The sequence below is a fragment of the Paenibacillus validus NBRC 15382 genome, assembly GCF_004000985.1.
GTDB lineage: Bacteria > Bacillota > Bacilli > Paenibacillales > NBRC-103111 > Paenibacillus_G > Paenibacillus_G validus.
In genome coordinates, this window is the sequence record NZ_BIMH01000032.1 from 21,207 (window position 1) to 40,569 (window position 19,363).

At 49.9% G+C, this 19,363-nt stretch carries 20 protein-coding genes and 1 other annotated feature (1 of these 21 running past the window's edge); all 20 genes read left to right on the plus strand.

Annotation, left to right across the window (positions count from 1 at the left end; all coding sequences use genetic code 11):
- Positions 1–57 (plus strand) — a sequence feature (ribosomal protein L10 leader region) (it extends 108 nt beyond the left edge of the window).
- Between the two features lie 160 nt (positions 58–217).
- The 20 genes from rplJ (at position 218) to rpmC (ending at position 19,357) form a co-directional block, all read left to right on the plus strand.
- Positions 218–727 carry a 50S ribosomal protein L10 gene (gene rplJ, locus PVA01S_RS18390; RefSeq protein WP_054797079.1) on the plus strand — a complete coding sequence of 170 codons (510 nt, stop codon included), beginning with the start codon at positions 218–220 and terminating at the stop codon, positions 725–727.
- Positions 728–792: 65 nt separating this feature from the next.
- Positions 793–1,155 carry a 50S ribosomal protein L7/L12 gene (rplL, locus tag PVA01S_RS18395; RefSeq protein ID WP_054797080.1) on the plus strand — a complete coding sequence of 121 codons (363 nt, stop codon included), beginning with the start codon at positions 793–795 and terminating at the stop codon, positions 1,153–1,155.
- Positions 1,156–1,242: 87 nt separating this feature from the next.
- Positions 1,243–1,839, plus strand: coding sequence for a class I SAM-dependent methyltransferase (locus PVA01S_RS18400; RefSeq protein ID WP_127608812.1), 597 nt, complete (start codon positions 1,243–1,245; stop codon positions 1,837–1,839).
- A gap of 371 nt (positions 1,840–2,210) precedes the next feature.
- Positions 2,211–5,765 (plus strand): DNA-directed RNA polymerase subunit beta, encoded by a 3,555-nt coding sequence (rpoB, locus tag PVA01S_RS18405; RefSeq protein WP_127608813.1) that lies wholly within the window; start codon positions 2,211–2,213, stop codon positions 5,763–5,765.
- 119 nt (positions 5,766–5,884) lie between these two features.
- On the plus strand, positions 5,885–9,508 hold the full coding sequence (rpoC, locus tag PVA01S_RS18410) for a DNA-directed RNA polymerase subunit beta' (protein WP_127608814.1): 3,624 nt from the start codon (positions 5,885–5,887) through the stop codon (positions 9,506–9,508).
- A gap of 154 nt (positions 9,509–9,662) precedes the next feature.
- Entirely contained in the window at positions 9,663–9,914 is a 252-nt protein-coding gene (locus tag PVA01S_RS18415) for a ribosomal L7Ae/L30e/S12e/Gadd45 family protein (RefSeq protein WP_127608832.1), read from the plus strand.
- A gap of 132 nt (positions 9,915–10,046) precedes the next feature.
- Positions 10,047–10,466 (plus strand): 30S ribosomal protein S12, encoded by a 420-nt coding sequence (rpsL, locus tag PVA01S_RS18420; RefSeq protein ID WP_054797081.1) that lies wholly within the window; start codon positions 10,047–10,049, stop codon positions 10,464–10,466.
- 49 nt (positions 10,467–10,515) lie between these two features.
- Positions 10,516–10,986, plus strand: a complete 471-nt coding sequence (rpsG, locus tag PVA01S_RS18425) for a 30S ribosomal protein S7 (protein WP_054797082.1) — start codon at positions 10,516–10,518, stop codon at positions 10,984–10,986.
- 35 nt (positions 10,987–11,021) lie between these two features.
- A complete protein-coding gene (gene fusA, locus PVA01S_RS18430; protein ID WP_127608815.1) occupies positions 11,022–13,097 on the plus strand; it encodes an elongation factor G in 2,076 nt (691 codons plus the stop codon).
- A 34-nt stretch (positions 13,098–13,131) separates the two neighbouring features.
- The gene (gene tuf, locus PVA01S_RS18435) at positions 13,132–14,322 is read left to right on the plus strand and encodes an elongation factor Tu (RefSeq protein ID WP_127608816.1); all 1,191 of its coding nucleotides are present in this window, start codon (positions 13,132–13,134) and stop codon (positions 14,320–14,322) included.
- Positions 14,323–14,561: 239 nt separating this feature from the next.
- Positions 14,562–14,870 (plus strand): 30S ribosomal protein S10, encoded by a 309-nt coding sequence (gene rpsJ / locus PVA01S_RS18440; protein WP_013921163.1) that lies wholly within the window; start codon positions 14,562–14,564, stop codon positions 14,868–14,870.
- 51 nt (positions 14,871–14,921) lie between these two features.
- Positions 14,922–15,548, plus strand: a complete 627-nt coding sequence (gene rplC / locus PVA01S_RS18445) for a 50S ribosomal protein L3 (RefSeq protein ID WP_054797084.1) — start codon at positions 14,922–14,924, stop codon at positions 15,546–15,548.
- Between the two features lie 24 nt (positions 15,549–15,572).
- Positions 15,573–16,196 (plus strand): 50S ribosomal protein L4, encoded by a 624-nt coding sequence (gene rplD, locus PVA01S_RS18450; protein ID WP_054799675.1) that lies wholly within the window; start codon positions 15,573–15,575, stop codon positions 16,194–16,196.
- Positions 16,196–16,486 (plus strand): 50S ribosomal protein L23, encoded by a 291-nt coding sequence (gene rplW / locus PVA01S_RS18455; RefSeq protein WP_127608817.1) that lies wholly within the window; start codon positions 16,196–16,198, stop codon positions 16,484–16,486. The genes rplD and rplW overlap by 1 nt, the downstream gene beginning before the upstream one ends.
- Positions 16,487–16,518: 32 nt before the next feature.
- On the plus strand, positions 16,519–17,349 hold the full coding sequence (gene rplB / locus PVA01S_RS18460) for a 50S ribosomal protein L2 (RefSeq protein WP_127608818.1): 831 nt from the start codon (positions 16,519–16,521) through the stop codon (positions 17,347–17,349).
- 39 nt (positions 17,350–17,388) lie between these two features.
- Positions 17,389–17,667, plus strand: coding sequence for a 30S ribosomal protein S19 (rpsS, locus tag PVA01S_RS18465; protein WP_054799674.1), 279 nt, complete (start codon positions 17,389–17,391; stop codon positions 17,665–17,667).
- 48 nt (positions 17,668–17,715) lie between these two features.
- Entirely contained in the window at positions 17,716–18,051 is a 336-nt protein-coding gene (gene rplV / locus PVA01S_RS18470) for a 50S ribosomal protein L22 (RefSeq protein WP_054797086.1), read from the plus strand.
- A gap of 13 nt (positions 18,052–18,064) precedes the next feature.
- Positions 18,065–18,730, plus strand: coding sequence for a 30S ribosomal protein S3 (rpsC, locus tag PVA01S_RS18475; protein ID WP_054797087.1), 666 nt, complete (start codon positions 18,065–18,067; stop codon positions 18,728–18,730).
- 2 nt (positions 18,731–18,732) lie between these two features.
- Positions 18,733–19,167 (plus strand): 50S ribosomal protein L16, encoded by a 435-nt coding sequence (gene rplP, locus PVA01S_RS18480; protein ID WP_054797088.1) that lies wholly within the window; start codon positions 18,733–18,735, stop codon positions 19,165–19,167.
- Complete coding sequence (rpmC, locus tag PVA01S_RS18485; RefSeq protein ID WP_013921153.1) at positions 19,157–19,357, plus strand: 50S ribosomal protein L29; 201 nt, start codon at positions 19,157–19,159, stop codon at positions 19,355–19,357. Before rplP ends, rpmC begins: the two co-directional genes overlap by 11 nt.
- The last annotated feature ends 6 nt before the right edge of the window (positions 19,358–19,363 follow it).

Below are 19,363 nucleotides of genomic sequence, written 5' to 3' on the forward strand. Positions count from 1 at the left end.
GAATATGGGAATCATCATGCCTTCGCGTTGTCTGCGAAGGCATTTTCGTTTTCAGGCGAAGATGTTTTCGACAGACGCTCGGCTAGTGCGGACGATGTTTACGATAAGTTTCGGGTTACAAGGAGAATGCTTAGGAAGACGGTTACGGTTTTCTATCGAAAACTTGGCAGATGCTTTCGAAGCAGTTTTCTGACGAAAACTTGTAGGAGGTGCAAAAATGGCAAACGCAAAAATCATTGAGCAAAAAGCGGCTCAGGTGACGGAAGTATCCGAAAAACTGAAAGCAAGCTCCTGCGCGATTGTTGCGGACTACCGCGGTTTGAACGTAGCTCAAGTGACTGAGCTTCGTAAACAATTGCGTGAAGCCGGCATTGAGTTCCAAGTATTGAAAAATACGTTGGTACGCCGCGCGACAGCAACTGCAGAATTGACGGAACTGGACTCGTTCTTGAGCGGTCCTACCGCAATTGCATTCAGCAAAGACGACATTATCGCTCCTGCCAAAATCCTGACGGATTTTGCTAAGAAGAACGATAAATTGGAAGTTAAAGCAGGCGTGGTTGAAGGCAAAGTTGTAGACTTCAATCAAATCAAAGCATTGGCTGAACTGCCTTCCCGCGAAGGTCTTCTGTCCATGTTGCTCAGCGTGCTCCAAGCTCCAGTGCGCAACTTCGCCCTTGCGGTTAAAGCTGTCGCTGAGAAGCAAGAAGGCGGCGCGCAAGCGTAATACAAGCCGTACCTGTGCAAGACCACAAACTAAAACATCTTAATTAAGATAATGGAGGTTTAACCATGAGCAAAGAGCAAATCTTGGAAGCCATTAAAGGCATGACAGTATTGGAACTGAACGACCTGGTTAAAGCAATCGAAGAAGAATTCGGCGTAACTGCAGCAGCTCCAGTAGCTGTCGTTGCAGGCGCTGGCGCAGCAGCAGTCGAAGAGCAAACTGAATTCGACGTCATCTTGAACAACGCTGGTGCATCCAAAATCAACGTTATCAAAGTTGTTCGCGAAATCACAGGCCTCGGCTTGAAAGAAGCAAAAGATCTCGTAGACAACGCTCCGAAAGCGTTGAAAGAGAAAGTATCCAAAGAAGAAGCAGAAGCTGTAAAAGCAAAATTGGAAGAAGCAGGCGCTTCCGTAGAAGTGAAGTAATTAACTTCCAAACGCACCCCTTGTTCGAGGACGACCTCTGCAAGGGGTTTTGCTTTTGTCTGCAAAAAAGAATGGGAGGATTCGCGCATGGCGGAACACTATTACACGTCTAAGCCAAGTGTAGAGCATGATTTGCATCGGATTGAGGAGACGCTGCGCGGGCATAAGTTTGTATTTATGACGGATGCGGGCGTATTTTCCAAAAAAGGTGTCGATTTCGGATCGAAGCTTCTCGTGGAGACGGTTGAATTGACGCCCCAAGCTAAAGTGCTGGATGTTGGATGCGGATACGGGCCGATAGGTCTAGCCGCTGCTTGGATCGCGGCGCAAGGTCATGTCACGATGCTGGATATCAACGAACGAGCGATATCTTTGGCTAGAAGGAATGCGGAGCATAACCGCATTGCCAATGTGACGATTGTACAAAGCGATCTGCTTGCCGCGGTGAAAGGCCAGTTTTTCGATGCGGTGCTTACGAATCCTCCGATTCGTGCAGGAAAAGAGACGGTGCATCGCATATTCGAGCAAGCGCATGAAGCCTTGCTGGAAGGCGGGGCGCTATGGGTCGTCATTCAGAAGAAGCAGGGCGCGCCTTCGGCTTACGCGAAGCTCGAATCTCTCTTTTCGCAAGTGGAAGAAGTGGAACGGGACCGCGGCTATTGGATCATCAAGGCGACGAAATAGCGATAGAACGAGCTGGTGCAATCGCATCTTTCCGTTTTTCGCCGATGATGGGAATTATGTTGACTTGTATTTTGCACTGTGTTATTATAGTAAAATGTCAGCATTATGATTGGGTAATTTGTCTTTAGTTAACTAAAATGTCAAGAAGTTTTTTATGCCTCGGTTGAATAAAATTTAAACATCTGACGTATAATGTTTAGATTTTACGTAAACCCTACAAGGTATGTAGAAAATTGTGGTAACAATGAAGTGAAAAAAAGGTCTATTAATTTGCATCAGGATTAGAAGCTTCTACAAGAAGTTTGACTTCGCGAGTGCTTGAGTCGAGAAGGCTTCCCGCAGAGGCTTTTATTTTGTTCTATTGAGTAGACATGAGGGGTGAATCTAAGTTGGCGGGTCATCTTGTTCAATTAGGTCGACGTAAACGCAGGTCTTACGCTCGGATTCATGAGGTTTTGGAAGTGCCAAACCTTATTGAAATTCAACAAAAATCATATCAATGGTTTTTGGATGAGGGATTGCGCGAAATGTTTCAAGATATTTCCCCGATTCAGGATTTTACGGGGAATTTGGTGTTGGAATTTATCGACTATTCTCTCGGAGAGCCGAAGTATTCGGTGGATGAGTCCAAGGAACGTGATGTGACCTTCGCAGCGCCGCTTCGAGTGAAAGTGCGCCTGATCAACAAAGAAACCGGAGAGGTTAAAGAACAGGAAGTGTTCATGGGAGACTTCCCTCTGATGACCGAAACGGGAACTTTCATTATTAACGGTGCGGAACGGGTTATCGTCAGTCAGCTGGTTCGATCCCCCAGCGTCTATTTCAGCACCAAGGTCGACAAAAACGGGAAGAAAACCTATACGGCTACAGTCATTCCGAACCGCGGCGCATGGCTCGAACTCGAGACGGATGCCAAGGACATTATTTATGTTCGGATCGATCGTACGCGGAAAATTCCGGTTACCGTATTGCTTCGCGCACTCGGCTTTGGAACGGATGCGGAAATTATCGATTTGCTCGGCGACGATGAATATATTCGCAACACCTTGGATAAAGACAATACGGACTCTACCGACAAGGCTCTGATCGAAATTTACGAGCGTCTTCGTCCGGGTGAGCCGCCTACGCTCGATAACGCCAGAAGCTTGCTGGTCGCGCGTTTCTTCGATCCGAAGCGATACGATCTGGCTAACGTAGGCCGTTACAAAATTAATAAGAAGCTTCATATTAAAAATCGCTTGTTCAATCAGCGTTTAGCTGAAACGCTCGTTGACCCGGGCACAGGCGAAATCATTGCGGAAGCCGGTCAGTTGATCGATCGACGATTGCTCGACACGATTCTTCCATTCCTGGAAGATAGCGTAGGCTTCAAAGAGTACAACATCACGAATGGCGTGGTGGAGAATGATCGAATCCCGCTGCAGTGCATCAATGTTTACTCGCCGATCGAAGACGGCAAAGTCGTGAAAGTGATTGCTAACGGTAAAATCGACAAAACCGTCAAGCACATTACACCTGCCGACATCATTGCGTCTATTAATTACTTTATGGACTTGCTGCATGGAATCGGCAGCACCGACGATATCGACCATCTCGGGAACCGTCGTCTCCGCTCCGTAGGCGAGCTGCTCCAGAACCAATTCCGGATCGGTTTGTCCCGGATGGAGCGTGTCGTTCGTGAACGGATGTCCATTCAAGACGTCAACACGATTACCCCGCAGCAGCTGATCAACATTCGTCCGGTCATTGCGTCGATTAAAGAGTTTTTCGGAAGCTCGCAGTTGTCCCAGTTTATGGACCAAACGAATCCGTTGGCCGAACTGACGCATAAACGGCGCTTATCCGCTCTCGGACCAGGTGGTTTGACCCGTGAGCGCGCAGGCTTTGAAGTCCGCGACGTGCATCACTCCCATTATGGACGGATGTGCCCGATCGAGACGCCAGAGGGTCCGAACATCGGTTTGATCAACTCCTTGTCGACGTTCGCGCGCGTGAATGAGTTTGGATTTATCGAGGCGCCTTATCGTCGCGTCGATCCCAACACGGGAGTCGTTACGGATGAGATTTCGTATTTGACCGCCGATGAAGAGGATAACTACGTTGTCGCTCAGGCGAATGCCGAACTGACCGAAGACGGCAAGTTTGCCAACGATACGGTCATTGTTCGTTACAAAGACGATAACTTGAGAATTGCCAAAGACCGCGTCGACTATATGGACGTTTCTCCGAAACAGGTCGTATCCGTCGCGACGGCGCTCATTCCGTTCTTGGAGAACGATGACTCGAACCGTGCCCTCATGGGATCGAACATGCAGCGTCAGGCCGTACCTTTGCTCATTCCGAAGGCGCCGCTCGTCGGGACGGGAATGGAGCATAAGTCGGCGAAAGATTCCGGTGTATGTATCGTTTCCAAAGTGAACGGGGTTGTAGAGAAGGTTTCCGCCAACGAGATCTGGGTGCGCCGTCAGGAAATTGTAGATGGCCGCGTCGTTAATGGCGATATCATTAAACATAAATTGCATAAATTTTTACGTTCTAACCAAGGGACTTGCATCAACCAACGTCCGATTTGCCATAAAGGCGAGCAAGTCCGTGTCGGCGACATTCTAGCCGACGGGCCTTCGACGGAACAAGGCGAATTGGCGCTTGGCCGCAACGTGGTCGTAGCCTTCATGACATGGGAAGGGTACAACTACGAGGATGCGATTTTGCTGAGCGAACGACTGGTGAAGGAAGATGTGTATACTTCCATTCACATTGAAGAATACGAATCCGAAGCGCGTGACACGAAGCTCGGACCGGAAGAAATTACGCGCGATATCCCGAACGTCGGGGAAGATGCGTTGAAGAACCTTGACGAACGCGGAATTATCCGTGTCGGCGCGGAAATCGCCGCAGGCGATATCCTGGTCGGTAAAGTAACGCCGAAAGGCGTGACCGAGCTGACGGCGGAAGAGCGTTTGCTTCATGCGATCTTCGGCGAGAAGGCGCGTGAAGTTCGCGACACGTCCCTCCGCGTGCCGCATGGTACGGACGGTATCGTCGTTGACGTGAAGGTGTTTACCCGCGAGAACGGAGACGAGCTGCCGCCGGGCGTCAATCAACTGGTTCGTGTCTATATTGCCCAAAAACGGAAAATTTCCGAGGGCGATAAAATGGCTGGTCGTCACGGTAACAAAGGTGTCGTTGCCCGCATCTTACCGGAAGAGGACATGCCGTTCCTTCCGGACGGTACGCCTGTTGAAGTTGTTTTGAACCCGCTCGGCGTTCCTTCGCGGATGAACATCGGTCAAGTTCTTGAGGTTCACTTGGGCATGGCTGCGAGATATCTCGGCATCCATACCGCTACGCCTGTATTCGACGGCGCTCGCGAATACGACGTGTTCGATACGATGGAAGAAGCCGGCATGCAGCGCAACGGTAAGACGCTTCTGTTTGACGGCCGCACCGGCGATCCGTTCGAACGGGAAGTTACCGTCGGCGTCATGTATATGATCAAGCTTGCGCACATGGTTGACGATAAAATCCATGCGCGCTCCACAGGTCCATACTCGCTCGTTACGCAACAGCCGCTTGGCGGTAAGGCCCAGTTCGGCGGCCAGCGTTTCGGGGAGATGGAAGTATGGGCGCTTGAGGCCTATGGTGCCGCCTATACGCTGCAGGAAATATTGACCGTTAAATCCGATGACGTCGTCGGCCGCGTGAAAACGTACGAATCGATCGTCAAGGGCGAGAATGTGCCGGAACCTGGCGTACCGGAGTCGTTCAAGGTTTTGATCAAGGAACTTCAAAGCTTGGGGATGGACGTGAAGATTCTCTCCGAGAACGAAGAAGAGATCGAAATGAAAGAAATGGACGACGAAGACGAAGTGACAAGCGACAAGCTGAACTTGAATTTAGAAGGCGCAGAGATGGGTGTAGAGTAAGCTCTGCCAGCAGAATAAGTATTGTGCCTTGGGTGCTGACCGGCATCTAAGGCACATATCGATACGGCGCATGCGTCCGATAGCGTTTTGACAGACAAAACATGGAGGAGGGTTGCTCCTTGATCGACGTCAACAATTTTGAGTTCATGAAAATCGGTTTGGCTTCCCCGGACAAGATCCGTTCGTGGTCCCGCGGCGAAGTGAAGAAGCCGGAGACAATCAACTATAGAACTTTGAAGCCGGAAAAAGAAGGTCTGTTTTGCGAGAAAATTTTCGGACCGACCAAGGACTGGGAATGTCATTGCGGTAAGTACAAACGTGTCCGTTACAAAGGGGTCGTGTGCGATCGCTGCGGCGTTGAAGTGACGCGCCAGAAAGTTCGCCGCGAGCGGATGGGGCATATCGAACTTGCCGCTCCGGTATCTCATATTTGGTACTTCAAAGGTATTCCTAGCCGTATGGGGCTTGCGCTCGATATGTCTCCGCGTTCCTTGGAAGAAATCATTTACTTCGCTTCCTATGTGGTCACCGATCCGGGTGATACGCCGCTGGAGAAAAAACAGCTGTTGTCTGAGAAGGAATACCGCAGCTATCGCGAGAAATACGGCTACGCCTTCCAAGCCGGTATGGGCGCGGAAGCCGTTAAGAAGCTGCTGCAGGATATCGATATCGAGAAAGAAGTCGATATGCTGAAGGAAGAGCTTAAGACGGCTCAAGGTCAACGCCGTAACCGGGCGATTAAGCGCCTTGAAGTCATGGAGGCGTTCCGGAATTCCAAAAATATGCCGGAGTGGATGGTGCTCGACGTACTGCCGGTCATCCCGCCGGAGCTTCGTCCGATGGTTCAGTTGGACGGCGGCCGCTTTGCGACCTCCGACTTGAACGATTTGTATCGCCGCGTGATTAACCGGAACAACCGGTTGAAGCGTCTGCTCGATCTCGGCGCGCCGGACATCATTGTGCAGAACGAGAAACGGATGCTCCAGGAAGCCGTTGACGCTTTGATCGACAACGGCCGCCGCGGCCGTCCGGTAACGGGTCCGGGGAACCGGCCATTGAAATCCCTCAGCCATATGCTGAAAGGGAAGCAAGGACGTTTCCGTCAAAACCTGCTCGGTAAACGGGTAGACTATTCCGGTCGTTCCGTTATCGTAGTTGGGCCGAGCCTGAAGATGTACCAGTGCGGTCTTCCTAAGGAAATGGCACTTGAATTGTTTAAGCCCTTCGTCATGAAGGAGCTTGTTAATAAAGGTCTTGCGCATAACATCAAGAGCGCGAAGCGCAAAGTGGAACGCGTAAGTCCGGAAGTTTGGGACGTGCTCGAAGAAGTCATTAAAGAGCATCCGGTTCTGTTGAACCGTGCCCCTACCCTTCACCGTTTGGGCATTCAGGCATTCGAACCGATTCTGGTCGAAGGCCGCGCCATTAAGCTTCACCCGCTCGTCTGTACGGCATACAATGCCGACTTCGACGGCGACCAAATGGCGGTGCACGTGCCGTTGTCGGCGGAAGCGCAGGCCGAAGCCCGCGTACTGATGCTGGCGTCCGGGAACATCTTGAACCCGAAAGACGGTAAGCCTGTTGTTACGCCTTCGCAGGATATGGTTCTCGGAAGCTTCTATCTGACGACGGAGAACAAAAACTCGAAGGGCTCGCTAACGATCATTCGTACGGTAGCGGAAGCGGTGTCGATGTATCATCGCGGCGATGCTTCGCTTCATGCCCGTGTTGCGATTCCGGCGAAAGCGCTGGGTAAAACCAGCTTTACGCCAGAGCAGCAGGAAGCGATATTGATTACAACGGTCGGTAAAATCATTTTCAATGAGATTTATCCGAAAGATTTCCCGTATATCAACGAAGCGACGAAAGCGAACTTGTTGAACGGTGTATCCGACAAGTATTTCGTGTTCGAGAAGGGCGGAGACATCCGCGCCAAGATGGAAGAGCTGCCGGAGACGAAAGCCGTAGGTAAAGACTACCTCGGTACGATCATCGCAGAATGCTTCCGTCGATATCATACGACCCAAACATCGATCATTCTCGACAATATTAAACAGCTTGGGTTCACGTACTCGACGCGTGCGGGGATTACGATCGCGGTAGCCGACGTTACGGTACCTACTGAGAAGGATCAGATTCTGGCTGAGTCCGACGAGAAAGTCAAAGTCGTGACGAACCAGTACCGCCGCGGTTTGATCACCGATGACGAGCGTTATGACCGTGTCATCGCGATCTGGAGCAAGGCGAAGGACGAAATTACCGATATTCTGATGAAATCGCTCGACAAATACAATTCCATCAACATGATGGTGGAATCCAAAGCACGGGGTAACAAATCGCAGATCACCCAGCTGGGCGGTATGCGCGGTCTGATGGCGAATCCGTCGGGTAAAATCATGGAGTTGCCGATCAAATCGAACTTCCGCGAAGGCCTGACCGTCTTGGAGTACTTTATCTCCACGCACGGAGCGCGTAAAGGTTTGGCGGATACGGCGCTTCGTACGGCGGATTCCGGTTACCTGACGCGTCGTCTCGTCGACGTGGCGCAGGACGTTATCGTTCGCGATGAAGATTGCGGTACGGACAAAGGTTTCATGGTCAGCACGATTCGCGACGGGAAAGAGATCATTGAAGATCTGTACGACCGGATTGAAGGCCGTTATTCCTTTGAAACGGTTCGCCATCCGCAAACCGGCGAAATCCTGGTATCCCGCAATGAGCTGATCGAAGCCTCGATCGCTGATAAAATCATCGCGGCGAACGTAGAACGTATTCAAATTCGTTCCGTACTGAGCTGCCGTTCCAAGCATGGCGTATGTAAAAAATGTTACGGACGCAACCTGGCTACGGGTCAACACGTTGAAATCGGGGAAGCGGTCGGTATTATTGCCGCCCAATCCATCGGCGAACCGGGTACCCAGCTCACGATGCGTACGTTCCATACTGGCGGCGTTGCCGGCGACGATATTACGCAAGGTTTGCCGCGGATTCAGGAGTTGTTCGAGGCTCGGAATCCGAAGGGGCAAGCGATCATCTCGGAGATTGACGGCGTGGTTAAGGAAATTCGCGAAGCGAAAGACCGCCGCGAGATCGAAGTGCAGGGCGAAGCCGAATCCAAAACGTACGCGGTGCCGTACGGCTCTCGGATTCGCGTGACCGTGAACCAGAACGTGGAAGCCGGCGACGAGCTGACAGAAGGCTCCATCGACCCGAAAGAAATGCTGCGCATCAAAGGGATTCGCGGTGTGCAAAACTATATCCTGCAAGAGGTTCAACGCGTTTACCGGAATCAAGGGGTAGAAATCAACGACAAGCACGTTGAGGTTATGATCCGTCAGATGCTGCGCAAAATTCGCATCGTAGATGCCGGTAATACCACGCTGCTTCCAGGTTCGTTCGTCGATATTCATGAATATGAAGAAGCGAACAAGGTGGCGCTCTTTGCAGGCGAAGAACCGGCTGTAGCCAAACCCGTATTGCTCGGGATTACGAAAGCGTCGCTCGAAACCGACTCCTTCTTGTCGGCCGCATCTTTCCAAGAGACGACTCGCGTACTTACGGACGCTGCCATCAAAGGGAAGGTCGACCAGTTGCTCGGCTTGAAAGAGAACGTCATTATCGGCAAACTGATTCCGGCAGGTACGGGGATGAGCCGTTACCGCAATATTCGGATCACCGATCCGAATGCCGAGCCGGAGGATGAACAGACCGACGAGGCGCCGGAAGCAGTAACTGTTGAATAGATTATGAATCGAAATGCGCCGTTTGCTTTCTTGCCATCTGTAAAAATTGTGAGAAAGCGAGCGGCGATTCTTGACACGATATAAGCGAAGTGCTAATATATCAAAGTGTGCCATTTTACATGCCTCGTCACCTGTAGTTCGGAGGGGATTCAACCTGAGTCTCGATAAAGTAAAGCAGGCTGCGAAATTGACAATAGGCACCAAGCAAGCGATGAAGCTGGTGGAGCTAGGAGAGGCCACGGAAGTTTTTATTGCTAAAGATGCAGATCCGCGGATCACGATAAAAATGGTTAACCTCTGCAAGAAAATGGGGGTTAAAGTCACATACGTGGAATCCATGAATATGTTAGGTAAAGCGTGTGGCATCGAAGTAGGCGCCGCTATGGCGGCTGTAGTGAATGAATAAAGAGCCGACGTTTTTGTTCGGGGAAATGCAACAAACTCCCGGGCAAAAACGTTTCCTATGTTCATTTACGATTCGCCTGGATCTGTGGGCTTGAAAAACGGAAGAACATTCATTTTGAAGGAGGTGGCCACAATGCCAACAATTAACCAGCTCGTTCGTAAAGGACGCCAAGCGAAAGTAGTTAAATCCAAATCCCCAGCTCTTCAAAGAGGCTTCAACGCTTTGAAAAGAGAGCAAACGGATATCAGCTCCCCTCAAAAACGCGGTGTATGTACTCGTGTAGGTACAATGACACCGAAAAAACCGAACTCCGCTCTTCGTAAATATGCGCGTGTTCGTTTGACTAACCGTGTTGAGGTAACAGCTTACATCCCGGGTATCGGACACAACCTGCAAGAGCACAGCGTCGTTCTGATCCGCGGCGGTCGGGTAAAAGACCTTCCAGGGGTACGTTACCACATCGTTCGCGGCGCGCTCGATACTGCAGGCGTGAACAACCGTAAGCAAGCTCGTTCCAAGTACGGCGCGAAACGCCCGAAAGTGAAAAAGTAATTTTTTATTTTAAAAAATCGAATGCACTTTTTGAGAAAGGGGGATAACTATGCCTCGTAAAGGTCCAGTTACTCGCAGAGACGTATTGCCAGATCCGGTATACAACAGCAAATTGGTTACTCGTTTGATCAACCGCATCATGATTGACGGTAAAAGAGGAGTAGCACAATCTATTCTGTACAATGCCTTCAATCTGATTCAAGAGCGTACAGGTAAAGATCCGATGGAAGTGTTTGAACAAGCCATCAAGAACATCATGCCTGTCCTCGAAGTCAAAGCTCGCCGTGTGGGGGGCGCCAACTATCAAGTTCCGATCGAAGTTCGTCCGGAGCGCCGCTCCACTTTGGGACTTCGTTGGCTCGTCAACTACTCCCGTCTTCGCGGTGAGAAGACGATGGAAGAAAGATTGGCTGCCGAAATCATGGATGCCAGCAACAACACTGGTGCTTCCGTGAAAAAACGTGAAGATACGCACAAAATGGCTGAAGCCAACAAAGCGTTCGCACACTATCGTTGGTAAAATACAATTCCTATTTTTAGGAAGGAGACAACCTGATGGCTAGACAGTTCTCCTTGAAAGATACGCGTAACATCGGGATTATGGCGCATATCGATGCTGGTAAGACGACTACAACTGAGCGTATCTTGTTCTATACAGGCCGCGTGCACAAAATCGGTGAAGTTCACGAAGGTGCAGCTACGATGGACTGGATGGAGCAAGAGCAAGAGCGCGGAATCACGATTACTTCCGCTGCTACAACAGCTCAATGGAAAGATCACCGCATCAATATTATCGACACCCCGGGACACGTTGACTTCACAGTTGAGGTTGAGCGTTCCCTCCGCGTATTGGACGGAGCAGTAGGCGTATTCAGTGCCAAAGAAGGCGTTGAGCCGCAATCGGAAACCGTTTGGAGACAAGCGGACCGTTATGGTGTTCCACGGATTGCTTATGTCAATAAAATGGACATCATCGGCGCAGACTTCTTGCAAGTTATCGAATCGATGCGCGCGAAGCTTGGTGCGAACGCAGTGGCTATCCAACTGCCGATCGGTGCCGAGAATGATTTCAAAGGCGTTATCGATTTGATCGAGCGTAGAGCCTATGTGTACAAAGACGATTTGGGTAAAGATCCTATTGAGTCTGATGTACCTGCGGAATACGCAGATAAAGTCGAGGAGCTTCGCTCTGAGCTTGTCGAGAAAGTTGCAGAACTGGACGAAGAGCTCATGATGAAATACCTCGAAGGCGAAGAGCTGACGATCGAAGAAATTAAAGGTGCATTGCGCAAAGGCGTTTGTTCCGTTAGTATCTTCCCGGTCATCTGCGGCTCGTCTTACCGTAACAAAGGCGTTCAAATGATGCTGGATGCAGTTATTGATTACCTGCCGTCTCCACTCGATGTACCGGACATCAAAGGTACGCTGGACGACGGTACGGAAGTTGTTCGCAAATCCTCTGACGATCAACCGTTTGCGGCACTTGCGTTCAAAATCATGACGGATCCGTTTGTCGGTAAATTGACGTTCTTCCGCGTATATTCCGGTGTATTGAACTCCGGTTCCTACGTATTGAACGCAACGAAAGGCAAACGTGAACGGATCGGCCGTATTCTCCAAATGCACGCGAACAGCCGCCAAGAGATCAGCGAAGTTTACTCCGGTGATATCGCAGCTGCCGTTGGCTTGAAGGATACCGTTACCGGCGATACGCTGTGTGATGAGAAAAACCCGGTCGTTCTCGAATCCATGAACTTCCCAGAGCCGGTTATCCAGCTCGCAGTTGAGCCGAAAACAAAAGCCGACCAAGATAAAATGGGCGTTGCTTTGGCCAAGCTCTCCGAGGAAGATCCGACTTTCCGCGCACACACGGACGAAGAAACAGGCCAAACGATTATCTCCGGTATGGGTGAGCTTCACCTTGAGATTATCGTTGACCGTATGCTTCGCGAGTTCAAGGTAGAAACTAACGTGGGTAAACCGCAGGTTGCTTACCGTGAAACGTTCCGTCAACCGGCTAGAGTCGAAGGCAAGTTCGTTCGCCAATCCGGTGGCCGTGGTCAATACGGACATTGTTGGGTGGAGTTCGAACCGCTTGAGCCGGGAACTGGCTTCCAGTTCGAAAGCAAAATCGTGGGTGGATCGATTCCTAAGGAATTCGTTGCTCCGATCCAAGCGGGTATTGAAGAGTCTATGAAAAACGGCGTATACGCAGGCTTCCCGCTTGTGGATATCAAAGCTACCGTCGTTGACGGATCTTACCATGACGTCGACTCCTCGGAGATGGCGTTTAAGATTGCCGGTTCGATGGCACTTAAAGCAGCGGCTGAGAAGTGTAAACCGGTATTGCTTGAGCCGATCATGAAAGTCGAAGTTACCGTTCCGGAAGAGTACATGGGCGACGTTATGGGCGACCTGAACTCCCGCCGCGGACGTATCGAAGGTATGGATGCGCGTTTCGGCGCACAAATCATTCGTGCCAAGGTGCCTTTGTCCGAAATGTTCGGTTACTCCACAACTTTGCGTTCCCGTACGCAAGGCCGTGGCGTATACTCGATGGAAATCTCGCACTATGAAGAAGTACCTAAGTCGATTGCGGAAGAAATCGTCGCAAAAAACAAAGGTGCCTAATATAAATCCCATTATCTAAGGAGGCAATCCACTCATGGCAAAAGCGAAATTTGAACGCAATAAGCCGCACGTTAACATTGGTACGATCGGTCACGTTGACCATGGTAAAACAACGTTGACAGCGGCAATCACAACTGTATTGTCGAAAAAATACGGCGGTGCCGCTGTAGCATTTGACCAAATCGATAAAGCTCCAGAAGAGCGCGAGCGCGGTATCACGATCTCCACTGCGCACGTTGAATATGAAACGCCTAACCGCCACTACGCACACGTAGACTGCCCAGGCCACGCCGACTATGTTAAAAACATGATCACCGGCGCAGCGCAAATGGACGGCGCGATCCTGGTTGTATCCGCAGCTGACGGCCCTATGCCGCAAACTCGCGAGCACATCCTGTTGTCCCGCCAAGTAGGCGTGCCTTACATCGTCGTATTCTTGAACAAATGCGACATGGTTGAAGACGAAGAGTTGCTTGAACTGGTTGAAATGGAAGTTCGCGACCTTCTTAACGAGTATGAGTTCCCTGGCGACGACACTCCGATCGTTCGCGGCGCAGCTCGTGAAGCTCTTCAAAACCCAGACGGTCCTTGGGCTGACAAAATCGTTGAGCTGTTCGAGCACATCGACACTTACATCCCAACGCCTGAGCGCGATACAGACAAGCCTTTCCTGATGCCGGTAGAGGACGTGTTCACGATCACTGGTCGTGGTACCGTTGCTACAGGTCGTGTAGAGCGCGGTGTAATTAAAGTCGGCGATGAGGTCGAAATCATCGGTCTTCAAGAAGACACTCGCAAATCCGTTGTTACGGGCGTAGAGATGTTCCGTAAATTGCTTGATTCCGCACAAGCTGGCGACAACGTTGGCGCATTGCTTCGCGGTGTAGACCGTAAAGATATCGAGCGTGGTCAAGTATTGGCTAAACCGGGTTCGGTTAAGCCTCACACGAACTTCACGGCTCAAATCTACGTTCTGACTAAAGAAGAGGGTGGCCGTCACAAGCCTTTCTTCACAGGTTACCGTCCGCAGTTCTACTTCCGTACAACTGACGTTACGGGTATCATCAACTTGCCGGAAGGCACAGAGATGGTTATGCCTGGCGACAACATCACGGTAACGGTTGAGCTGATCTCGCCAATCGCTATCGAAGAAGGTACTCGCTTCGCAATTCGCGAAGGCGGCCGTACAGTTGGCGCCGGTGCCGTTGCTTCCATCCAAAAATAATTGCAGTTTCCAATCCCTTCATCTAAATAGATGAAGGGATTATTTATTTTTAGGCAAAAGTCGCTTTTCTTCTTGCTTTTTGTTTCAATATTTAATATAATAGTGAACGTTGGTCTGTGACGTTGCGATGATGTGAGAGGTTGCTGACACACCCGGCTCCTTTGCCATAGGGGCGGTCGTCAGGAGATTTTCACGGAGTATGTCCGATACTAAATTGGGCGATAGAAGGAGGGAATACTATGGCAAAGCAAAAGATTCGTATTCGTTTGAAGGCTTATGATCACAGAGTTTTGGATCAATCCGCTGAGAAAATTGTGGACACAGCCAAGCGTTCCGGTGCTGGAGTGTCTGGTCCGATTCCGCTTCCAACCGAGAAGCAAATCATCACGATCTTGCGCGCGGTACACAAGTACAAAGATTCGCGCGAGCAATTCGAAATGCGTACGCATAAGCGTTTGATCGATATCGTCAATCCGACGCCGCAAACCGTTGATGCGTTGATGCGTTTGGATCTGCCGTCCGGTGTGGACATCGAAATCAAACTGTAATATACACATTGTGGATAAACTTAAAGCAAGAGAGGAAAAGAGGTGTCAACGATGACTAAAGGTATCTTAGGTAAGAAACTTGGGATGACTCAAGTGTTTACTCCCGAAGGATTGGTTGTACCGGTTACCGTAATCCAGGCAGGTCCTTGCACCGTGCTGCAAAAGAAAGATGCGGAGAATGACGGTTACGAAGCCATCCAAATCGGTTTTGAAGAGAAGAAAGAACACAGAGCGAATAAACCGGAGTTGGGCCATGCGAAGAAAGCTGGAGCAACACCTAAGCGCTACATTAAAGAGATTCGCGGTATTGAGATTGCTGGTTATGAAGTTGGCCAGGAAATCAAAGCCGATCTATTCTCCGAAGGCGAATTCGTTGATGTAACTGGAACATCCAAAGGTAAAGGGTTCCAAGGTAATATCAAAAGACATAACCAATCCAGAGGTCCAATGGCTCACGGTTCCCGTTATCACCGCGGTCCTGGTTCCATGGGTTCGATCCAAGCTAACCGTGTTCCGAAGGGTAAAAACCTGCCAGGACATATGGGTACGGAAACTGTAACTATCCAGAAGCTTGAAGTGGTTAAAGTCGATGCTGAGCGTAACGTGCTCTTGATTAAAGGCTCCATTCCGGGTCCTAAAAATAGCTTCGTAACCGTTAAATCTACGGTGAAGAAGTAAGAAAGCAAGAAAGGAGGATAACAAATGCCAAAAGTAGCAGTATTTAATGTTAGTGGTTCGCAAGTTGGCGAATTGGAATTGGCGGATAGCGTGTTTGGTATCGAACCGCATGCTTACGCGTTAAACCAGGCGGTGCTTTTGCAACGCGCTTCGCTTCGCATGGGAACTCATAAAGTTAAAGGGCGTTCCGAAGTTCGCGGCGGCGGTCGTAAGCCTTGGAAACAAAAAGGTACGGGTCGTGCGCGTCAAGGTAGTATCCGCTCTCCGCAATGGAAAGGCGGCGGCGTCGTTTTCGGACCGACACCTCGCAGCTATTCGTTCAAATTGCCAAAGAAAGTACGTCGCTTGGCGATTAAATCCGCGTTGTCTTCCAAGGTGCTGGCAAGTGAGATTATCGTATTGGATCAGCTTCAATTGGCAGCTCCAAAAACGAAAGATTTCGCAGCGATCTTGAACAACTTGAAAGTAGAACGTAAGGCTTTGGTCGTAACGGCAGCTTATGACGAGAACGTAGCGTTGTCCGCGCGTAATATCCCAGGCGTGAAGTTTGTCGCGGCTGAAGGTATTAATGTGCTTGACGTTATGGTGTACGACAAGCTGATCATTACGAAAGATGCGGTGCAAAAAGTAGAGGAGGTGTTTGCGTAATGAAAAACCCTCGCGATATTATTAAGCGCCCGATCATTACTGAACGTACCAGCGAAATGATGGCTGAGAAGAAATATGTGTTCGAGGTTGATATCCGTTCCAACAAAACGGAAGTCAAACAAGCGATCGAGCAAATTTTCAAAGTGAAAGTAACCAATGTAAATACATTGAGAATGCCGGCTAAGCCTAAGCGTTACGGTCGTTACTCCGGATATACGTCCGAGTGGAAAAAAGCGATAGTTACTCTTACGCCAGACAGCAAAGAACTCGAATTTTTCGAGTCCGTCTAAAGCATAATTTTTGAAGTAAGGAGGGAATCCACGTGCCAATCAAAAAATATAAGCCTACGTCCCCGGCCAGACGTGCGATGTCGGTTTTGACATTCGAAGAAATCACAACATCGACGCCGGAGAAATCGCTTTTGGCTCCTCTGAGCAAAAAAGCGGGTCGTAACAACCAAGGTAAAATTACGGTTCGTCACCAAGGCGGCGGACATAAGCGTAAATACCGCATTATCGATTTCAAACGGAATAAAGATGGAATACCCGGTCGCGTTGCTACAATCGAGTATGATCCGAACCGTTCCGCTAACATCGCGCTGATCCATTACGTGGATGGCGAAAAACGCTACATCATCGCTCCTAAAGGCTTGAAAGTGGGCGACCAAGTCGTATCCGGTCCGGATGCAGACATCAAAGTAGGTAACGCGCTTCCGCTCGAGAATATCCCGGTCGGTACGGTTATCCACAATATTGAGTTGAAACCTGGCAAAGGCGGCCAATTGGTTCGCGCTGCTGGTACAGAAGCTCAGTTGCTCGGTAAAGAAGATCAATACGTAACGATTCGTTTGTCTTCCGGCGAAATGAGAAAAATCCTCAAAGTTTGCCGCGCAACGGTCGGTTCCGTAGGTAACGAAGATTACGAACTTGTCAAAATCGGTAAAGCAGGACGTTCCCGTTGGCTCGGTCAAAGACCGGAAGTTCGCGGTTCCGTCATGAACCCGAACGATCACCCGCACGGTGGTGGTGAAGGTCGCTCCCCGATCGGTCGTAAATCTCCAATGTCTCCATGGGGCAAACCGACGCTCGGATACAAAACACGGAAGAAAAACAAAGCTTCCAACCAATACATTGTACGTCGCCGTACGAAGTAATAGACTTACCGTTTGGCTTAAAGAAGGGAGGAACGAAGCATGGGTCGCAGTTTGAAAAAAGGGCCGTTTATCGATGGCTATCTTTTGAAGAAAGTGGAAGACATGAATGCAGCAACCAAGAAACAAGTGATCAAAACTTGGTCCCGCCGCTCCACTATTTTCCCGCAATTCATCGGACACACATTTGCCGTTTATGACGGTAGAAAGCATGTTCCGGTTTATGTAACGGAAGATATGGTAGGACATAAGCTTGGTGAATTCGCGCCAACCCGTACGTACAAAGGTCACGACGACGATAAGAAAACGGGTAAACGCTAAGATTGAACGTGACATAGATTCAGTTTGTGAACGAGAGGAGGTACATCCATGCAACAAGCTAAAGCCATTGCAAGATACGTACGCATTGCTCCCCGTAAAGCTCAGCTCGTGGTTGACTTGATCCGCGGCAAGCAAGTGGGTGAAGCGATTGCAATTTTGCGTCATACGCCTAAGTCGGCATCTCCGATCATCGAGAAGCTGCTGAACTCGGCCGTTGCGAATGCGGAGCATAACTACTCCCTGGATCCTAACAGCCTGGTGATTTCCCAAGTGTTTGTCGATCAAGGACCGACTTTGAAGAGATTCCGTCCTCGCGCTATGGGTCGTGCGAGCCGCATCAATAAACGTACCAGCCACATTACATTAGTGGTATCTGAGAAATAAGGAGGGACAACGTGTGGGCCAAAAAGTAAACCCGGTAGGACTTAGAATCGGTATTATTCGCGATTGGGAGTCCAAATGGTATGCCGGCAAAGATTTCGGCGATTTGTTGATGGAAGACGTTAAAATTCGCGAATATTTGAAGCAAAAATTGAAAGAATCCGCCGTTTCCCGCATCGAAATCGAGCGTGCGGCTAACCGCGTGAACGTTACGATTCATACGGCGAAACCAGGTATGGTTATCGGTAAAGGCGGTTCCGAAGTAGAAGTGATCCGCGCCTACCTGTCCAAGCTGACGAACGGCAAGAAAGTACACATCAATATCAGTGAAGTAAAATCCCCTGACCTGGATGCGATTCTGGTCGCTGAGAGCATTGCACAACAATTGGAGCGTCGCGTATCGTTCCGTCGTGCGTTGAAACAAGCGATTCAAAGATCGATGAGATCCGGCGCTAAAGGGATTAAAACATCGGTTAGCGGTCGTTTGGGCGGAGCGGAAATCGCCAGAACGGAAGGCTACAGCGAAGGTACGGTGCCGCTGCACACGCTGCGTGCGGACATCGACTACGGAACGGCTGAAGCTCACACCACGTACGGACGGATCGGCGTAAAAGTTTGGATCTATCGTGGCGAAGTTCTTCCAACGGCTAAGAAAAAGGCTGCTACGGAAGGAGGCAACTAATCATGTTAGTTCCTAAACGTGTAAAACACCGCAAAGAGCACCGCGGCAGCATGAGCGGTCGCGCAAAAGGCGGTCAGGAAGTACATTTCGGCGAATACGGTTTGCAAGCTGTGGAACCGGCTTGGGTAACCAACCGTCAAATCGAAGCTGCCCGTATCGCGATGACTCGTTATATTAAGCGGGGCGGTAAAGTTTGGATCAAAATTTTCCCTTCCAAACCGATTACCCAAAAGCCGCTTGAAGTTCGGATGGGTAGCGGTAAAGGTAACGTAGAGAAATGGGTTGCAGTCGTAAAACCAGGTAAAGTTCTGTTCGAACTTGCCGGCGTTAGCGAAGAAATCGCCCGTGAAGCTATGCGTCTCGCCTCTCACAAGCTGCCGATCAAGACGAAGTTTGTGAAAAGAGAAGAACTGGGTGGTGAAGCAAATGAAAGCTAGTGAATTTCGCAACTTAACCACTGCTGAGATCGAACAAAAGATTGCCGGATTTAAAGAGCAACTCTTTAACCTCCGTTTTCAACTGGCTACAGGTCAACTGGATAATCCCGTACAGATTCAAAAAGTACGCAAAGAGATTGCTCGGGCAAAGACTGTTTTGCGTGAAAGAGAATTGGGAATCACTAGTTAATGAATT

What these genes read in the sequence shown, in the direction of transcription:
- rpsG (WP_054797082.1), top strand. Translation starts at nt 10,516, where the DNA reads ATGCCTCGTAAAGGTCCAGTTACTCGCAGAGACGTATTGCCAGATCCG.
- fusA (WP_127608815.1), top strand. Translation starts at nt 11,022, where the DNA reads ATGGCTAGACAGTTCTCCTTGAAAGATACGCGTAACATCGGGATTATG.
- rplC (WP_054797084.1), top strand. Translation starts at nt 14,922, where the DNA reads ATGACTAAAGGTATCTTAGGTAAGAAACTTGGGATGACTCAAGTGTTT.
- PVA01S_RS18400 (WP_127608812.1), top strand. Translation starts at nt 1,243, where the DNA reads ATGGCGGAACACTATTACACGTCTAAGCCAAGTGTAGAGCATGATTTG.
- rplL (WP_054797080.1), top strand. Translation starts at nt 793, where the DNA reads ATGAGCAAAGAGCAAATCTTGGAAGCCATTAAAGGCATGACAGTATTG.
- rplD (WP_054799675.1), top strand. Translation starts at nt 15,573, where the DNA reads ATGCCAAAAGTAGCAGTATTTAATGTTAGTGGTTCGCAAGTTGGCGAA.
- rpsJ (WP_013921163.1), top strand. Translation starts at nt 14,562, where the DNA reads ATGGCAAAGCAAAAGATTCGTATTCGTTTGAAGGCTTATGATCACAGA.
- rpsS (WP_054799674.1), top strand. Translation starts at nt 17,389, where the DNA reads ATGGGTCGCAGTTTGAAAAAAGGGCCGTTTATCGATGGCTATCTTTTG.
- rplW (WP_127608817.1), top strand. Translation starts at nt 16,196, where the DNA reads ATGAAAAACCCTCGCGATATTATTAAGCGCCCGATCATTACTGAACGT.
- tuf (WP_127608816.1), top strand. Translation starts at nt 13,132, where the DNA reads ATGGCAAAAGCGAAATTTGAACGCAATAAGCCGCACGTTAACATTGGT.
- rplV (WP_054797086.1), top strand. Translation starts at nt 17,716, where the DNA reads ATGCAACAAGCTAAAGCCATTGCAAGATACGTACGCATTGCTCCCCGT.
- rplP (WP_054797088.1), top strand. Translation starts at nt 18,733, where the DNA reads ATGTTAGTTCCTAAACGTGTAAAACACCGCAAAGAGCACCGCGGCAGC.
- rpoB (WP_127608813.1), top strand. Translation starts at nt 2,211, where the DNA reads ATGAGGGGTGAATCTAAGTTGGCGGGTCATCTTGTTCAATTAGGTCGA.
- rplJ (WP_054797079.1), top strand. Translation starts at nt 218, where the DNA reads ATGGCAAACGCAAAAATCATTGAGCAAAAAGCGGCTCAGGTGACGGAA.
- rpmC (WP_013921153.1), top strand. Translation starts at nt 19,157, where the DNA reads ATGAAAGCTAGTGAATTTCGCAACTTAACCACTGCTGAGATCGAACAA.
- rpsL (WP_054797081.1), top strand. Translation starts at nt 10,047, where the DNA reads ATGCCAACAATTAACCAGCTCGTTCGTAAAGGACGCCAAGCGAAAGTA.